This window comes from Undibacterium sp. Ji49W, assembly GCF_049340205.1.
Taxonomy (GTDB): Bacteria; Pseudomonadota; Gammaproteobacteria; order Burkholderiales; family Burkholderiaceae_D; genus Undibacterium.
Genome location: NZ_JBMPOW010000002.1, coordinates 280,217 through 297,356, shown reverse-complemented (window position 1 = coordinate 297,356; position 17,140 = coordinate 280,217). Strand labels below are relative to the sequence as shown.

Below are 17,140 nucleotides of genomic sequence, written 5' to 3'. Positions count from 1 at the left end.
AGTTTTGCCTAAGTACTCATGAAAATGCTGACGATTCATTTGCCTGTCACATTCACTTCTTATACTCCTGCCCGAACTTACCCATACTTGTAACGCGGCTTTTACAGGGGGGCTGCTGCAAACGAAACCCGTTTGTTTTCCTGGGCCACGGACAGGACTGCAAAAAGGAGGCACGTTGCGGCAGGTCTTAAACGGCACAGGTGCAACTGGTGATCCACCGGTTTCCATGTGACTCTTTTTGTTGATATCAACTAAATGGAATGCAAATCATGTCAGATCAACCTCAACTCGGTCGCCGTCAGGCACTTAAATTCCTCGCTGGCGCGCCTTTGCTGCCGCTGGGTGCAATGTCCACGGCATCTTTGTTGTCTGCCTGCGGTGGCAGTTCTACTGCTGCGACACCTGCACCCGTAGTCGCTAATTTTATCGGCGCTGATTTTACTGCCATGCCTGCACCATCGCTGGCCAATGCGGCTGCGATGGCGACCACAACAGTAGGTTCGACCCTGAGCGTGAATTTCAGTGACAATAGTTCGCAAGTCTACAAGCTGGCATATCAGCCTTTCTTCCTGACAGGTGACCTGGTACCAAATGGCAGCGGCGGCACTATCCTGGCTGGCGGTTACTACGATATCAATAACAAGCCTATCATCGATAAAACAGTGCCAGGCAAAGAACGCCAGTTTTTCTCTGATTCCCCGGATGGTACATCGCTGCTGTCAGTGGCCAATCCTACTGTGACCGGTATCAAAGGCAAGGCCGTATTCGCGGTAGTGCAGTTTGAATACACTACCTGGGCGCAAGACGGTACGACTGACATGTACGGCAAACTGCCTTCTCCTATCGCTGTCCTGACACTGGATCAAGACCAGGCCACAGGCAAACTGAGTCTGGTGAAATACCACAATGTTGATATGTCCAAGGTCAATGGCCTGTGGATTACCTGTGGTGCCAGCCTGTCGCCATGGGGCACGCATCTGTCCAGCGAAGAATACGAGCCGGATGCTTTCACGATTTCTACCAATACACAGTTCAAAGCCTATAGCACGAACCTGTTTGGCGATGAAAACAAGGCCAATCCTTACCACTACGGCCACATGCCGGAAATCACTGTCAACCCTGACGGTACCGGTACAGCGAAAAAACATTACTGCATGGGTCGTCTGTCGCATGAGCTGGTACAAGTCATGCCTGACAACCGTACTGCACTGATGGGTGATGATGCGACGAATGGTGCGATTTTCATTTTCGTGGCTGACAAAGAAAAAGACCTGTCTTCCGGTTCCTTGTATGTTGCCAAAATCGGTGCCGGTTTCTCGATTGACCCGGCTGCTGCCGGTGCGCCACTGACCTGGATCAAACTCGGTTCTGCCACCAGCGCCGAAATCGAAAACCTGGCAAACACCCTGAAGCCAGCCGACATCATGGAAGTGGCAACTGCCGATCCTAAAGACGCCAGCTTCACCAAGATTTATTACAGCGGCAAGATCCAGTGGATCAAGATCAAGCCAGGCATGGAAAAAGCTGCGGCCTTCCTGGAAACCCATCGCTATGCAGCCTACATGGGCGGCAGCATGGCACTGACCAAGCTGGAAGGTACGACAGTCAATGCCAAAGACAAGGTCGCCTATTCCGCCCTGCAAAACATGCAAAGCTCCATGGTACGTGGCAATGCTGCCTGGAACGAAGCCTTTGGCGTGACGCTGGAAAAAGCCGTGAATGCCGGTGCCGTACTGGCGCATACTCTGACTGGTGGTCAGAAAGATACTGCTGGTGCTGCCATCAATAGTGAATGGGTACCGACAGTGACGAAAACCTTGCTGATCGGCGAAGATATCACTGCTGATGCGCTGGGCAATACTGCCAATCCAGACAAGATCGGTGCACCGGATAATCTGAAATTCTCGGAAAAACTGCGTACCCTGTTCATCGGTGAAGACAGCAGCTATCACGTGAATAACTTCCTGTGGGCATACAACGTCGACACCAAGAAACTGTCGCGTGTAGCTTCCATGCCATCCGGTGCAGAATCGACCGGTCTGTCCGTGGTTGATGATCTGAATGGCTGGACCTATATCACCAGCAATTTCCAGCACGCTGGCGACTGGCTGGGTATCCACGCTATCGTCAAGCCTACACTGGACCCACTGGTACGCGCCAACTACAAAGACCGCTTTGCGTCTGCCGTAGGTTACCTGACCGCCGATGTCAGCAGCCTGAAGCTGGCCAAAGGCTAAGCACCAAACTGGTGTGGATGTGAGAAAAAAGCAGCGAATCGCTGCTTTTTTCTTTTTTCAGGCAATTTTGTAAGCAAGTGTTGGAATTGGGGCTATTGAAAAATCTTGTGCTACATTAGCAATTTATTGTAAAAATCGTCATTTTCAAGGAGTCTTGAACATCATGCACACTGCGCTCAAATCCTCCCTGCTCATGGTGGCTACGCTGACCATGCTGGCCAGCCAGGCGGTCTTCGCGGCCAGCAACCCTGCCTATGAAAAAGTGCTGACTACTGATGCACCGAATGCCAAGGATCATCCGCTGACCGGGCGTTACCAGGGATCCAGCATATTGTTGCAGACGCAAAAAGCCTTTGATGAAATTGCTTTTCCGGCAGGGCCGGCGACTGAACCGGATTACAGTAGCAGCAAAAAATTCTCCAAAGTGCAAAAAGCAGAAGGCACGCTGACCCGCACTGTGTATATGGTGCCGAAAGGGCGTTCGTCGCTGGAAGTGTTTCGCAATTTCACCGACAGCCTGAACAGCAAAGGTTTCAAACCGGTCTTTCAATGTGATAACGACAGTTGCGGCCCTTCGTTCAAAAGCCTGAAATACAACTGGAATGAAAAACGCACCCACGTACAGGGCGAAGGTTATGACGTTAATCGTAATCGTTTTGTGCAGGCGGTGTTTGATGGTGCCAAGGATTTGCGCTATGCCCTGTTGCAAAAAGGCACGGGCGCGGCAGTCACCTATGTCGGCGTCTATGCCGCACTGAATTCTGGCGGTACCATGGGTGACATCACCGACAGCATGAGTGACCGTGTTGCGGTTCTGGTGGAGGTACTGGAACCCAAAGCCATGGAACAGAATATCGTCACCGTCGATGCCGATGCCATCAGCAAGGAATTGGCAGCAAATGGCGCAGTCAGTTTTTATGGCCTGTATTTTGATACCGACAAAGCCGTCATCAAACCAGAATCCAAACCGCAACTGGATGAAATGGCGAAATATCTGAAAGCCAATACTGCTGCCGTCTACATCGTTGGTCATACCGATACCCAGGGTGTACTCGACTACAACATGACTTTATCTGGCAAGCGTGCCCAGGCTGTGGTGGATGCATTGAAAGCCTATGGCGTTGCCGATGCCCGTTTGATTGCCAAGGGGGTGGGGCCGCTGGCACCACGTGCCTCGAATGCAGCCGATGCAGGTCGCGCCAAGAACCGGCGTGTGGAAATGGTGTTGCGCTAAGCCTTAATTAAGCTGACAGCGTTTTATTTTTTAGCTCTGGGATGTGTCTGGTCATACACCTTGGCCAGATGCTGAAAATCCAGAGATGTATATACCTGGGTTGCAGCGATGGAGCTGTGGCCCAGCATCTCTTGTACTGCACGCAGGTCGCCCGACGATTGCAGCACATGCGAGGCAAATGAATGCCGCAACATATGCGGATGCACATTGGCCGGAATATCCAGGCTTTGCGCATGCGCTTTCAGACGCAGTTGTATCAGGCGGGTAGAAATGCGGGTGCCGCGTTCGCTCAGGAACAGCGGATGCGGGTCCAGTTTGACCAGCGTGGGACGCACGGCCAGCCAGTCTGCCAGTGCCGCCAGCGCGGGTTTGCCGACTGGAACGATGCGTGGCTTGCCGCCCTTGCCGGTGACATGCACTTCGCCCTCCACCATATCCACATAGCCGGCTGAACTATAAGCACTTTCGTTGATGGCCGCCACATCCAGACTGGCCAGTTCTGACACGCGCAAACCACTGGAATACAACAGTTCAAACATGGCCCGATTGGCGCGGGATGAAGGTTGATCGCTACCTTTGTGGTCAACCAGCCTGACTGCATCATCGGCCCCCAATGCTTTTGGCAACGGCTTGTTTTTCTTTGGTGCGCGTACCCCTTCGACCGGATTGGCTGCCAGGTCCTGCTCTTCGGTCAACCAGCGATAAAATCCACGCCAGCTCGACAACTTGCGTGCAATGCTGCGGGCATTTTGTCCGCTGGCATGCATTTGCGCAGCAAAACGGCGTATGTGATGGGTGTTCAGGCTGGCCAGATCTTGCTGCCCAGCCAGTTTGATGAGCTCGCGCAGGTCCAGCAGATAACTGTCCAGCGTGTGCGGGGACAATTGCCTCTGACTACGCAAGACCTCCAGATAGCTGGCCAGGTACTGATCTTGTGTCGTCATGCGGACCTCCTGCAACAGCCCGGTACGGGCAATGGCTCTGTCTGACGGTTAATTACAGATCCACCAGACAGCTCAGTGCTGCACTGCTGGTATCGGCAATCTTGATCAGGAAATCGGTTGCCATGTCCTTGGTATAACGTGCCGGGTCGGGTGAGCCCAGCACCAGCAAGCCAAAGGTCGGTGAGGTGGCTGTCAGGCGCAGTGGCAACATGGCCAGCGACTGTACGGGCTGGTCGGCATCGATCCAGCCAGCCGCTTCAAAATCATGGTTCTTGCCACAGTAAGGTGTGGTCAGGCCCTTGGCGAACAGGCGGGCATCGTCACTGGTGGTACTTGCAAACCAGGTATGTGCATAGTCGGCACCGACATTCCACAGACGCAGGGTGGCGTGCGGCAGATTGAAAATATCCTGCAAGCCCTGCGTCAATACGTGGGGCAGGTCGACATCATTGCGTGCCAGCAGCAGTGCCCGTGTCCAGCTCTGGAATTTTTTGCTGATGTCATGATTTTCTTCTGCGATGCGTAGCAAATCTGCCATACGCAATTCCAGGCCACGGTATTTTTCGCGTACCACTTCCATCTGCCGTTCCTGTAGCGAGATGGCACGGCCCATGACCGGGCTGGTGAGCTTGATAGTGCCCAGCAATTCTGCATGTTCTTCAAAAAAATGCGGATGCTGTATCAGATAGGTGGCGATGTCGTTGGAATTCATGCTGTTTCTGTGAGATTAATTTCGCCTTCGAAGACGGTCACTGCGGGACCGCTGAGGAATACCGGCTTGCCTTCACCTTCCCAGGCAATAGACAGTTCACCGCCACGCATGCTGACACGGACTGGGCTATCCAGCAAGCCGCGACGTATGCCGGTGACGACTGCTGCGCAGGCACCAGTACCACAGGCCAGGGTTTCACCGGCACCACGCTCATGCACACGCAGGCGTATATGTTGGCGTGCAATCACCTGCATGAAGCCTGCATTCACCCTGCGCGGGAAGCGCGGGTGATTTTCTATCAGCGGGCCATCGACGGGTATCGGAAAATCGTCTACCGAAGCCACGACCTGTACCGCATGTGGATTACCCATGGATACGGCAGAAATCCAGACGGTCTTGCCGTTGATTTCCAGCGGCCACAAGCTGTCATCAGCCTGGTGCATGGGTGTCAGTTCATCAGCCTGGAAGGGGACCTGTGCAGCTTCCAGTATCGGTGCGCCCATATTGACGGTGATGCTGCCGTCTTCTTCCATGCGCGGTTCTATGATGCCGGACATGGTTTCCACACGTATGCTGGATTTGGTGGTCAGGCCTTTTTCAAGGACAAACTGGACAAAGGCGCGTGAGCCATTACCGCATTGCTCTACTTCGCCACCATCATTGTTGTATATGACATAACGAAAATCCACATCTGGTCTGGTTGAGCGTTCAACCACCAGTATCTGGTCGGCGCCTATGCCAAAGCGACGGTCAGCAATCAGCCGCCATTGGGCTGAAGTAAAATTGATTTGCTGGTTGATGGCATCAATGACGACGAAATCATTGCCCGCACCATGCATCTTGGTGAATTTGAGTTTCATATGATGATTATATCGCGGCGCGGCAATTACCACGAGATTATGCTGAAAGCCTGACAGATTGGTGCTTTTCAGGTCTGTAACCTGCCCTCAGTCCGCTCTCAATCCGCCCTCAGTCCGTCCTGAATGGTCTTAAATTGACCTGGATCGCCCTAAACTTTATACACCCCGCAGCCCAGGACCAGATTGTCGGCCACGATTTCTATGTACGAGGTTTTGGATTCCACCTTCTTCGATGTCGGATTGACGATGGTGTAATCAATCCAGCCACCGGTTGCCCCTACCTTGAACGCATCACCGACCAGTTTTTTGCCGTCCAGGCCGTCAACATGGAAGAGATTGACTTTCAGTTTGGCGGCATTGCCGGCAAATGCAAGGTATTGGCCCTTGCGGTCAAAGGCAAACACATACATGTCGCGATCTGCGTACAGCTTGTCTGCATTTGCGGTGATCATGGCCAGAGCGCGCTGCCCATGGCTGTCATACAGAGTGGCTGCTTTCTTGACCAGGGCGAAGGCTTCGTCTGCCGTGCCTTGTAGTAACTTGAAGGTGGATACCGACTTGGTCAGCGCCCGCGCCCGTTCTTCCAGGCTCAGAGAAGAATGCTTGGCGTGGTCTGCCATCTGCGCATTGCTTTGCGTGATGCTGTCCAGGTGGCGCAGGGCTTCAGATATCTGCGACAAGCCATTGCTTTGTTCGCTCGAAGCGGTAGAGATGGAATTGATATTGCCGGCCAGGCCGCGTATGCCTTCGACGATTTCACTCAGGGTCTGGTTGACGTTGTTGATTTGCCTGACGCCGTCATCAACCCGATTGACTGAATCATCAATCAGACGTCGTATCTGGCGGGCAGAGTCTGCACTGCGCTGTGCCAGACTGCGCACTTCGGTGGCGACGACGGCGAAACCACGGCCATGTTCGCCGGCGCGCGACGCTTCTACCGCAGCGTTCAGTGCAAGGATATCGGTCTGGAAGGAGATGCCATCGATCAGGCTGACAATTTCCTGCACCTTGCGTGCACTTTGATGGATGCCGTTCATGGAGTCGACTGCGGCCCGCATGTCATCCCCGGTGGATTCGGCGATCAAGCGCAAATTGGCAGCCAGATTATCGACAGCACGTGCACTATCGGCATTTTTTTTGACGGTATCTGCCAGATCATCGACACTGGCCGAGGTTTCTTCCAGGCTGGAAGCCTGCTGTTCGGTGCGTATGTTCAATTCACTGATACCCAGCGCCAGACCTTGCCCCAGTTGCGCCACCATACTGGCATTGCTGCGTACGTTGGCAACCAGGCGCGACAGGTTTTCATTCATGCTTTCCAGCAGATTGCCAGTGCGTGCCAGTTCATCACGACCAGTGATGTGGATATGATTGGTCAGGTCGCCAGCAGCAACTGAATGGGCAGAGCGGCCAACTTCGTTCAGTGCAAACATGAAGCCGCGATAAAAGCCCAGTGCCAGATAGCAGCTCAGCAACACAATGATGGTCAGTACGGTCAATATCACCTGGCGGTAAGTGTCGAGGCGATTGACGCGTTCTTGCAGCAAGGCATTCAGTCTGCCATGCATGTATTTTTGCAATGTGATGGCTTTTTCTATGGCGAGCGTACCCTGGGTGAAAAATTCACTGGCGTCACCGCTGACGCTTTCCCCCAGCAGGTTTTTCTGGGCCAGGGTGGCAAAGGACAGGCTGGCATCGAGCGCGTCTTTTTCGGGCGCGGCGATATTTTCACCGGCGCGTTTCAGCGCATCATCCATGTCCGTGACAGCATTGATGGCAGTCTGCAAGGCATCCGTGCGTGAAACCATGCCCGATTTTTCGGGGGCTTCCATGCTGCCGGCCTTGATATAGGTAGAACCCACGCCGCGCAACAGTGCCAGGTTTTCCATCCAGACCGGCATTTTTCGTATGGACACGTCCATCAGCAGGAAGCTGGCATTTTCTGGATCGGTTAACAGCCCGGTTTTTTCATTTACCAGAGCAGAAAACAACAGGCTTTGCCTGATCAGGCGGCTGTGTTGCACGGTGTTTTCTTTGACGGCAGCGGCAGTTTGCCCTGCTGCCAGTTGCTGCAATTCATTGGCCGTGGCTTTCCAGCCGTTCGCCAGGTCTGGCAGGGGTATACCGGGTAAGTAGGCATCCAGTTGGTCGAGATTGTCTTTCAGCTCTTTGCGGGTTTTGGCCAGGTCATCGTCCAGATTTTGGCCAGACAGCTTGAGATTCATCTGACCACGATGTTTTTGCGTCTGGATCACGATTTTCATGATCAATTGTGTTGCTTCGACGCCCTTCAGCTCCAGCCGGGAGTTGTCAGAATCATTAGCAACCTGACGTATGACTGTGCCAGTAAGCAACACCAGGGGTATCAGCAAGGTCGCAAATATGCCCAGCAGCTTGACGTGCAAACTCAGCTTGCTCATCAGGAATAAGCCAGGTTTCATGAACTTGCCGAGCAGTGTTGCCTTGGGTTGAGACATGGTTTTCCTTGCGATTGAAAGGCTGTCAAAAGTATTTTCCCAGATTCTTGCCTTGGGTACGAGAGTAAATAAATAAAAAAACAATTTAGCCCGAAAGCAATCATTGTTTTGATTCCAGTACACTTTGCCAAAGTGTCAGTCATACTGTACTGGTCTTTTTGTGTGGCACTGTCCATTGGGACGGCCAATACAGCATGTTAATGTGCCAGGGCGTAAGATATGGCAATACGCTTTAGCTTACTAAAAAGTATATGATTCACTCACAAGGTGATTCTGTTTTGTTGCGCACACCATTGCCCAAACGATAAAAAGCACGGAGACCCCATGAATGCACCCCTGAAAGCAGAGCAAGCCGAGCAGCATGCACTGATCGATAACCATATTTCCCTCGACGATAAATTCACACTGGAGCGCGGCCGCGCTTTCATGACCGGCACCCAGGCCCTGATACGCCTGATGATGTTGCAGCGTCAGGCCGACGAAAAAGCAGGTCTGAATACTGCCGGTTATATTAGCGGTTATCGCGGTTCACCATTGGGTAATGTTGATCTGACTGCTGCCAAGGCTAAAAAACACCTCGCCAGGCATCATGTGAAGTTTCATCCGGGTGTGAATGAAGATCTGGCTGCCACCACGGTATGGGGCACGCAACAGGTTAACATGTTTCCGGGTGCAAAATATGACGGCGTATTTGCCATGTGGTACGGCAAGGGCCCCGGTGTGGATCGTTGTGGCGACGTGTTCAAACATGCCAACCTGGCTGGTACCTCCAGACATGGCGGTGTACTGGTGGTTGCCGGTGATGACCATGCAGCAAAATCGTCCACGGCTGCGCATCAGAGTGAACATATCCTGAAAGCCTGTGGTATCCCGGTCCTGTATCCATCTACCGTGCAAGAGTATCTCGACTACGGCCTGCATGGCATCGCCATGTCACGGTATACCGGTCTGTGGGTATCAATGAAGTGCGTGACCGACATCGTGGAATCCGGCGCCGTTGTTGATATTGATCCAGACCGCGTTAAACCGATTATTCCTGAAGATTTTGTCTTGCCTGCCGATGGCGTGAATATCCGCACACCTGACCCGGTGCTGGCGCAAGAAACCCGCATGAATAACTACAAATGGTATGCGGCGCTGGCTTATGTGCGTGCCAATAAACTCAATAAAATCATCTGGGACAGCCCGGTTGCCAAGATTGGTATCATCACTGCCGGTAAATCCTACCTCGATACCCGCCAGGCGCTGGCTGACCTGGGCATCGACGAGCAAGTCGCCAAAGACATAGGCATACGCCTGTACAAGATAGGTCTGACCTGGCCGCTAGAATCTGAAGGTGTGCGTGAATTTGCCACCGGCCTGGAAGAAATCCTGGTGGTGGAAGAAAAACGCCAGATCCTCGAATATGCACTGAAAGAAGAACTGTATAACTGGGAAGACAAAGTCCGTCCCCGCGTGGTTGGCAAGTTTGATGACAGTGGTGAATGGAGTAACCTGCATGGCTCCGGCCACGGCGAATGGTTGCTGCCAGCGACATACGAACTGAACCCGGCGCAAATTGCCCGTGCGATTGCATCGCGCATCAGCCGTTATTTTGCCGGGCATCCTGTCGAGCAGCGCGTGAAAGAACGCGTGGCGTATCTGGAAGCCAAGGAAGCCATGTTGAATGTGGTGTCCAAGCCTGATCCGAACAAGGATCGCGTGCCGCATTTCTGTTCCGGTTGTCCACACAATACATCAACCAAAGTACCGGAAGGCAGCCGCGCTCTGGCCGGTATCGGTTGCCATTACATGGTGACCTGGATGGACCGCGAAACGTCCACCTTCACCCACATGGGTGCAGAAGGCGTGACCTGGGTAGGTCAGGCACCGTTCACTACCGAAAACCATGTGTTCTGTAACTTGGGTGATGGTACCTATTACCATTCCGGCCTGCTGGCTATCCGTGCTGCGGTGTCCGGTGAAGTGAATATCACTTATAAAATTCTGTTCAATGACGCTGTTGCGATGACAGGTGGTCAGGAATTTGATGGCCCGCTGGACCCAGGCATGATTTCACGCCAGATCGCTGCTGAAGGCGTGGGCCCGATTATCGTGGTTACTGACGAGCCAGAAAAATATGGTGCAGGTTATCCATGGGCACCAGGTGTGACTGTGCGCCACCGTAGCGAGCTTGACGCCGTGCAGCGTGAATTGCGTGTAGCCAAGGGCGTGTCTGCCATGATTTACGACCAGACCTGTGCTTCGGAAAAACGCCGCCGCAGGAAAAAAATCGACAAGGATGGCAAACCCGGCTTCCCTGACCCTGCCAAACGCGCAGTCATCAATGAAGCCGTTTGTGAAGGCTGTGGTGATTGCTCGGTGCAATCGAACTGCCTGTCGGTAGAACCGCTGGAAACCGAATTTGGTCGCAAGCGCCAGATCAACCAGTCGTCCTGCAACAAGGATTTTTCTTGCGTCACCGGTTTTTGCCCCAGCTTTGTCACGGTAGAAGGCGGCAAACTGAAAAAACCGAAAAAGACCAAGATAGAACCAGGCAATGCACTCGACGTGAATGCCTTGCCTTACCCAGCCCTGCCGGATACCAAGACACCTTTCGGTGTACTCGTCACCGGTGTCGGTGGTACAGGCGTTATCACTATCGGCCAGATCATGGCCATGGCTGCGCATTTGCAGGGTAAAGCCTGTTCGGTGCTGGACATGACAGGTCTGGCGCAAAAAGGTGGCGCGGTGATGTCGCATGTGCGCCTGGCTGACCATGCCGACGACATACAATCGACACGCGTAGGCACCGGCATGGCTGATCTGGTCATCGGCTGTGACCTGATCGTGACAGCAGGCAAGGATGCCTTGTCACGCATGGGCGAAGGCCGTACCCATGCCGCCATCAATGCCAATGGCACACCCACTTCGACTTTCATCAAGAACCCGAACTGGCAATTCCCAGGCGAATCGGCAGAAAACGATATCCGCAAGGCCTGCGGTGCTGACAGGGTTGATCTGATCGATGCAGCTTCCATTGCCACTGCGCTGATGGGTGACAATATTGCGACGAATATGTTCATCCTTGGTTATTCATGGCAAAAAGGCTGGGTACCGCTGGAAGAAGTCGCTCTGATGCGCGCTATTGAACTCAATGGCGTATCGATCGACTTCAACAAGCAGGCATTCAACTGGGGCCGCCTTGCTGCGCATGATCTGGCAGCAGTACAGCGTCTGGTGGCACCAGCCCAGGTCATAGAACTGAAACGCGCTCCAACGCTGGATGACACCATCAACAAGCGCGTGGCCTTCCTGACCGACTATCAGGATGCTGCCTACGCTGGCCAGTACAGCGAATTTGTCGCCCAGGTCAAGGCAGCAGAAAGCAAACTGGTCGATGGCAACAAGCCCCTGCGTCTGACAGAAGCGGTAGCGAAATACCTGTTCAAGCTGATGGCCTACAAAGATGAATACGAGGTCGCACGCTTGTACACAGACGGCAAATTCCAAAAGAAAATTGCCGACATGTTTGAAGGTGATTACGCTATCAACTTCCACCTCGCACCACCACTGCTGGCCAAGCGTGATGACAAGGGGCATCTGATCAAGCAACAGTTTGGGCCGTGGATGATGAAAGCTTTTGGCTTGCTGGCCAAGTTCAAATCCCTGCGTGGCGGCACCTTTGATATTTTCGGCTATACCGAAGAGCGCAAGATGGAACGTGCCTTGCCAGTGGACTACAAACAAACCCTGAACAAATTACTGCCTTTGCTGAATGCAGATAATTTGTCCAAGGCGGTGGCAATTGCCAGCATCCCTGAAGACATACGCGGTTATGGCCACGTCAAGGAAAGGCATTTCAAGGCAGCAAAGGCCAAGGAAGCCAGTTTGATTGCTGAATTCAATACGGCACGGTCTGCGCAAAAAGCTGCCTGATATAGGCTGACTTAAATTTGCATGAAAATAAAACGGGTCGCCCAATGGCGACCCGTTTTATTTTTAGCAAAGATCAGGTTTTCTGTTTGAATTTTCTTTCTACATCGTCCAGATAAGTCCGCATGGTTTTCTCATGTGAAAACACATAGGTGGCAAAAAAACGCATCAGCGGGTTGGGTACGCTGCCCGCTTCTGTGATACGCAACTGGCTATGACCATTCTTATCGCTGAATTCAAAAGTCCAGGTGCCGGAAAATGGCAGACTGGGGTCATCGATTTTTGAGACTATCAACTGATTGGTTTTATCTTCAATAATCCGGTAAGGGATTTTGCCGTGGCCTGATTCTTCTATATAGCGCTGGTCCCCCTCTTTTTGCATGGATTTGATGCCGGTGCGCCAGCTTGGATAGGCTTCATAGTCGCGCACCAGTTGATATACGGTACTGACCGGGACAGGGTAGTCCTGGCTCAGACTCAAGCGATGGTCTTTCGGCGCCAGCATACCCATGGTGAAGACTATCAGGCCCAGCAGTAAAATGATACCGGCAGCGATCAATGCAAATTTCATTCTGTATCCTCTCGTTTCGTCGTTAATCTGAAACAGGCTTGTGCCAGTAATTCCAGCCCGGCGATAGCCTGTTCTATTTCTGTTGCAGTCATTTCAGCCAATACGGCTGCCAGTTTGTCTGCTTCCAGTATTGAACTCTTCCCCATCATTGCTTTGCCCTTGTCTGTCAGACGCAACAGATGGGCACGTTTGTCGGTTGCAATTTCCATCTCCAGCAAACCCTGTCCTACCAGATACTTGACCGCTTCCGACATGGTTGACTTGGTGATACCCAGATGCCTGGCTAGTTGTGCCTGGGTCATGGCATCCGCCGAACTCAAATGCGCCAGTATCGTTGCATCACGCTGTGATATAGCGATACCACTGGCCGCGGTCGGCTGATGATCAGCATGGCAGGAATGGTAGATGCGCGGGTAGGCTGACTGTATGCGATAAATGAATTCGGTTTTGTCCATGGTCAACAAGTCCCAGTCTAGTTAACAAAATACATGTTCGTCAAAACGAACCATTTAATGAGTAGATGATGAGTAGATGATGCGTAAGTGATGCCCAAGCGATACCTAAGTGATGCCGAAGTGAGCGCGCTGACATCAGCATATTTCATCTTGCCTTACAATTGTGTTTTACTGAAATCCCTGGACACACATCATGCAAGCACGTTTCTTCATCGCTACAGCCGCTATCCTCATGTTCACAGGCGTGGCCGCCGGTGCCTTTGGTGCACACGGCTTGAAACAGATACTGGATGCAGACATGCTGGCGATCTGGCAAACGGCAGTGACCTACCAGATTGTGCATGGCCTGGGCATGCTGGCGCTGGGCATCATGTTGCAGCAACAGGATAATGGCTTGTTGCGCAAGGCGGCCTGGGCAATGTTGGCAGGTGTGGTGATTTTCAGTGGCAGCCTGTATGCACTGGCGCTGACGGGCATACGTGTGCTGGGGGCGATTACGCCTATAGGTGGTGTGGCATTTCTGGCGGGGTGGGCGATGCTGGCCTGGACAGCATTCAAGCGCTGAGAGACAAAATCTGCTAAGCATGCCCACAAACTGTTCTGTGGGCATGTGCTTTGTTCGTTCTTACTCGCCGTTCTTTTCTACTGCTTTTTGATAGGCAGGGCGAGCCGCTACCATATCGACAAAACGCGTCAGGTTAGGGAAGGCTTCACGGCCAGCGCCGCGCACGGCCGACTGTATGGCGAAAGACAGTTGTATGTCTGCACCTGTCAGGCTGTCGTCAACGAAGTAATCCCGGCCTTCCAGTTCCAGATTCAGATAACTGAAATGATTTGCCACTTCGCTGCTGATACGCGGGTGCAAAGGTGCACCGGCTTCACCCAGGCGTCCTACATACAGCTTCAGCAGCAACGGCAACATGGCTGAACCTTCGGCATAGTGCAGGAACTGCACATAACGATTGTAATCAGGCGTGTCTACAGCGGGTGCCAGGCGACCATTGCCATAGGTGCGGATCAGGTAGTCGATGATGGCGCCAGATTCAATCAGGGTTTGGCCCTTATCACGTATGACAGGTGCTTTGCCCAGTGGGTGAATTTTTTGCAGCTCTGGCGGTGCCAAGCGGGTCTTGGGATCGCGATCATACGAGATGACGGTGTAATCCAGCCCCAGTTCTTCCAGCAACCAGGTGATACGGCGTGAGCGTGATTCTTTTAAGTGGTGGACTTCTATCATGGGAGCCTCGTGTGGTGGGCGGTTAAAAAACCATTATGCCCAGTTTTTAGAAAGCGTGTAGCAGCGGCTGAAGATGTGTTAGAGAGTACGCTCTAGAATTTCTTTTGGGAATCTTTGCCAACGTCACATCCCTGACATAAGGCAGTCCTACTATCTCTCATTTTCCAGGGGAGTAGCCAAATGCAAAACGATCAGAAAAAAGACCAACAAGAAAATCAACAATTACCCAAGAATATCGCCAGACGTGGTTTTGTCATCAAGATGTCTTCTGTCGCTGCCGTTATGGCATCCGGCGGCGTTCTGACCGCTTGTGGCGGCTCTTCTACTATCCTGAATGGCGAAATGGCGGCCTTCAATTATGGCGTTGCCAGTGGTGACCCCTTATCTGATCGTGTCATCCTGTGGACACATGCCAAGATATCGACCGATGCCAGTGTGGACCTGACGTGGCAAATGGCGGCTGACGCCAGTTTCTCCAATGTGCTGTTCTCCGGTAAGGTGACCACAACGGCTGCCAGCGGCTTTACCGCCAAGGTGGATGCGACTGGCCTGACTGCTAATACTGAATATTACTATCGCTTCATTGCACCGAATAATAGCGTGTCACCTGTTGGCCGTACCCGCACCCTGCCGGTTGGCAATGTCGATCAGGTCAAGCTGGCAGTGTTCTCTTGCAGTGATTATCCTGCCGGTTATTTCAACGCCTATGACAGTGCAGTATCGTCAGGTGCCCAGTTTGCCCTGCATCTGGGTGACTATATTTATGAATACAAGGACGGTGTTTATCCACCCGTTGCTTCACAGGTGGCAGGCCGTGTTTCTGCACCCGCCAGCGAGATTGTCACCGTCGCTGATTACCGCGCACGCCATGCCCTGCACAAGGCTGACCCTTACCTGAAAGCCTTGCATGCACGCATGCCGATGATCACCATCTGGGATGATCATGAATTTGCCAACAATGCCTGGATGGATGCGGCTGAAAATCATAACCCTGCCACGCAGGGCACCTGGGCAGCACGCAAGGCAGCGGCCAGCCAGGTCTATCATGAATGGATGCCGATACGTTCACCGGACACCAGCAATTTGCTGAAGATCTACCGTTCGTTTGATTTCGGTAATCTGCTGTCGCTGCACATGCTCGACACCCGTATCATTGGTCGTGAGCAGGCACCGGACCGCATGCTGGATGCGCAAGGCCGTGACGTTGCTGATCCCAAGTTCCTGCCATATGCCTTCAATAAGAACAAGCAATTGCTGGGGACAACACAGCAAACCTGGCTGGATACGCAGATGACAGCATCCAAGGCGACCTGGCAGATACTGGGTAACCAGACTGTCATGGGCCGCGTGCAATTGCCAGCATCAACACTGGTGGCCAATCTGAGCGCAGACTCAGTGACTGCTTACCTGACTGCCAAGGCAACGCCGGCAGCGGCACAGACACAGGCGCAAAAAGATTTGCTGGATCCTTTGAAGAATCCGAAGATTTCCTACAACTTCGATAACTGGGAAGGTTATCCGAATGCCCGTGATACCGTCTTTAATTCCGCCGCGAAACTGAAAACGGCAGGCAAAAAATTCCTGGTTTTGTCAGGCGACAGCCACAATGCCTGGTTCAACAAACTGACCCTGCCGGATGGTACGCAGGTGGGTGCAGAATTTGCCGGCATGTCGGTGACTTCGTCCGGTTTTGAAGGCGTATTCCCTCCCTCAGTAGTGGCACCGGCAACGCTGGCTGGCACCATCAAGGCACTGGTCGATGATATTACCTATATCGACACTTACCGTCGCGGCTATATGCTGATCACGGTGACACCTACCCAGGCCAAGGGTGAATATGTGTATGTCAGTACCGTCACCAGTTCCAGCTATACCACCAGCGTCGATACTTTTACTTACGCAGGTTAATACCAGTAACATGCGAGGCCAGCAGCGTGCTGGCTTCGCATGACGCTTTACGCTCTGTGTTCCATCGCCAATACTTCTGTATTTGAATCTGGTTCGACCACTACAAAATCGAGCTGGCTGTATAAATGCAAGGCCCCAGGGTTGTCACGGTACACACGCAGGCTGACGATGGACAAGCCGGTCGCGGCGATAGCCCGCTGCATTAGCTGTTCACACAATATCCTGCCATAGCCCAACCCACGTGCCTCCGGGGAAACGATGATACGTCCCAGATGGACGCGTTGTTCATCCCTTCTCCAAAACTGGGCAAATCCGACTACCGTCTGGTTGGGATCAATCAATGTAAAAGCCTGTGATTCCGGTTTTGCCAGCAGTTCTGGCAAGTCTGCCGTGGCAAATGGATAAGGCAGTTGCGGCCCCGCCCAGCGGGCGCAGGCTTTGGCATCGTGAATCCAGTCGGCGATGACTACATAATCGCTCGGCACGGCAGGACGCAAGGTCGGTGGCATTGTTTTGGAATGGATGAATTGAGGATTTTTTTAATGGATGATGCAAACGGTATTTATTTTACAATTTAACCGTAGACTGAG

Annotated in this window: 13 protein-coding genes; 5 read left to right on the top strand and 8 right to left on the bottom strand. The window is 52.7% G+C overall.

Annotated features, from left to right (window positions below; genetic code table 11):
* Window positions 1–269: 269 nt before the first annotated feature.
* Window positions 270–2,237 (top strand): PhoX family protein, encoded by a 1,968-nt coding sequence (locus tag ACO0LK_RS03795; protein ID WP_422972324.1) that lies wholly within the window; start codon window positions 270–272, stop codon window positions 2,235–2,237.
* A gap of 163 nt (window positions 2,238–2,400) precedes the next feature.
* Window positions 2,401–3,471, top strand: coding sequence for an OmpA family protein (locus ACO0LK_RS03790; RefSeq protein ID WP_422972322.1), 1,071 nt, complete (start codon window positions 2,401–2,403; stop codon window positions 3,469–3,471).
* A 23-nt stretch (window positions 3,472–3,494) separates the two neighbouring features.
* On the opposite strand, the gene xerC is transcribed toward ACO0LK_RS03790, so the two are convergent.
* From xerC to ACO0LK_RS03770, 4 genes are all read right to left on the bottom strand, one after another.
* Window positions 3,495–4,415: a tyrosine recombinase XerC gene (gene xerC / locus ACO0LK_RS03785; RefSeq protein ID WP_422972320.1), complete on the bottom strand. Its 921-nt coding sequence runs from the start codon at window positions 4,413–4,415 to the stop codon at window positions 3,495–3,497.
* Window positions 4,416–4,467: 52 nt separating this feature from the next.
* Window positions 4,468–5,127: a DUF484 family protein gene (locus ACO0LK_RS03780; RefSeq protein WP_422972318.1), complete on the bottom strand. Its 660-nt coding sequence runs from the start codon at window positions 5,125–5,127 to the stop codon at window positions 4,468–4,470.
* A complete protein-coding gene (dapF, locus tag ACO0LK_RS03775; protein ID WP_422972316.1) occupies window positions 5,124–5,987 on the bottom strand; it encodes a diaminopimelate epimerase in 864 nt (287 codons plus the stop codon). Before dapF ends, ACO0LK_RS03780 begins: the two co-directional genes overlap by 4 nt.
* Window positions 5,988–6,136: 149 nt before the next feature.
* The gene (locus ACO0LK_RS03770) at window positions 6,137–8,464 is read right to left on the bottom strand and encodes a methyl-accepting chemotaxis protein (protein ID WP_422972314.1); all 2,328 of its coding nucleotides are present in this window, start codon (window positions 8,462–8,464) and stop codon (window positions 6,137–6,139) included.
* A 324-nt stretch (window positions 8,465–8,788) separates the two neighbouring features.
* Here ACO0LK_RS03770 and ACO0LK_RS03765 point away from each other — a divergent pair, with 324 nt between their 5' ends.
* Window positions 8,789–12,382 (top strand): indolepyruvate ferredoxin oxidoreductase family protein, encoded by a 3,594-nt coding sequence (locus ACO0LK_RS03765; protein ID WP_422972312.1) that lies wholly within the window; start codon window positions 8,789–8,791, stop codon window positions 12,380–12,382.
* Between the two features lie 73 nt (window positions 12,383–12,455).
* Here ACO0LK_RS03765 and ACO0LK_RS03760 read toward each other — a convergent pair whose 3' ends face one another.
* The gene (locus tag ACO0LK_RS03760) at window positions 12,456–12,950 is read right to left on the bottom strand and encodes an SRPBCC family protein (RefSeq protein WP_422972310.1); all 495 of its coding nucleotides are present in this window, start codon (window positions 12,948–12,950) and stop codon (window positions 12,456–12,458) included.
* Window positions 12,947–13,405, bottom strand: coding sequence for a MarR family winged helix-turn-helix transcriptional regulator (locus ACO0LK_RS03755; protein ID WP_422972308.1), 459 nt, complete (start codon window positions 13,403–13,405; stop codon window positions 12,947–12,949). The genes ACO0LK_RS03760 and ACO0LK_RS03755 overlap by 4 nt, the downstream gene beginning before the upstream one ends.
* 193 nt (window positions 13,406–13,598) lie before the next feature.
* Between ACO0LK_RS03755 and ACO0LK_RS03750 the strand changes: the two genes are divergently transcribed.
* A complete protein-coding gene (locus ACO0LK_RS03750) occupies window positions 13,599–13,970 on the top strand; it encodes a DUF423 domain-containing protein (RefSeq protein WP_422972306.1) in 372 nt (123 codons plus the stop codon).
* A gap of 60 nt (window positions 13,971–14,030) precedes the next feature.
* Here the strand turns inward: ACO0LK_RS03750 and ACO0LK_RS03745 are convergent, their stop codons facing one another.
* Entirely contained in the window at window positions 14,031–14,642 is a 612-nt protein-coding gene (locus tag ACO0LK_RS03745; protein ID WP_422972304.1) for a glutathione S-transferase family protein, read from the bottom strand.
* Window positions 14,643–14,822: 180 nt separating this feature from the next.
* Between ACO0LK_RS03745 and ACO0LK_RS03740 the strand changes: the two genes are divergently transcribed.
* Complete coding sequence (locus ACO0LK_RS03740) at window positions 14,823–16,550, top strand: alkaline phosphatase D family protein (RefSeq protein ID WP_422972302.1); 1,728 nt, start codon at window positions 14,823–14,825, stop codon at window positions 16,548–16,550.
* A 47-nt stretch (window positions 16,551–16,597) separates the two neighbouring features.
* On the opposite strand, the gene ACO0LK_RS03735 is transcribed toward ACO0LK_RS03740, so the two are convergent.
* The gene (locus tag ACO0LK_RS03735; protein ID WP_422972300.1) at window positions 16,598–17,059 is read right to left on the bottom strand and encodes a GNAT family N-acetyltransferase; all 462 of its coding nucleotides are present in this window, start codon (window positions 17,057–17,059) and stop codon (window positions 16,598–16,600) included.
* Window positions 17,060–17,140 lie beyond the last annotated feature (81 nt).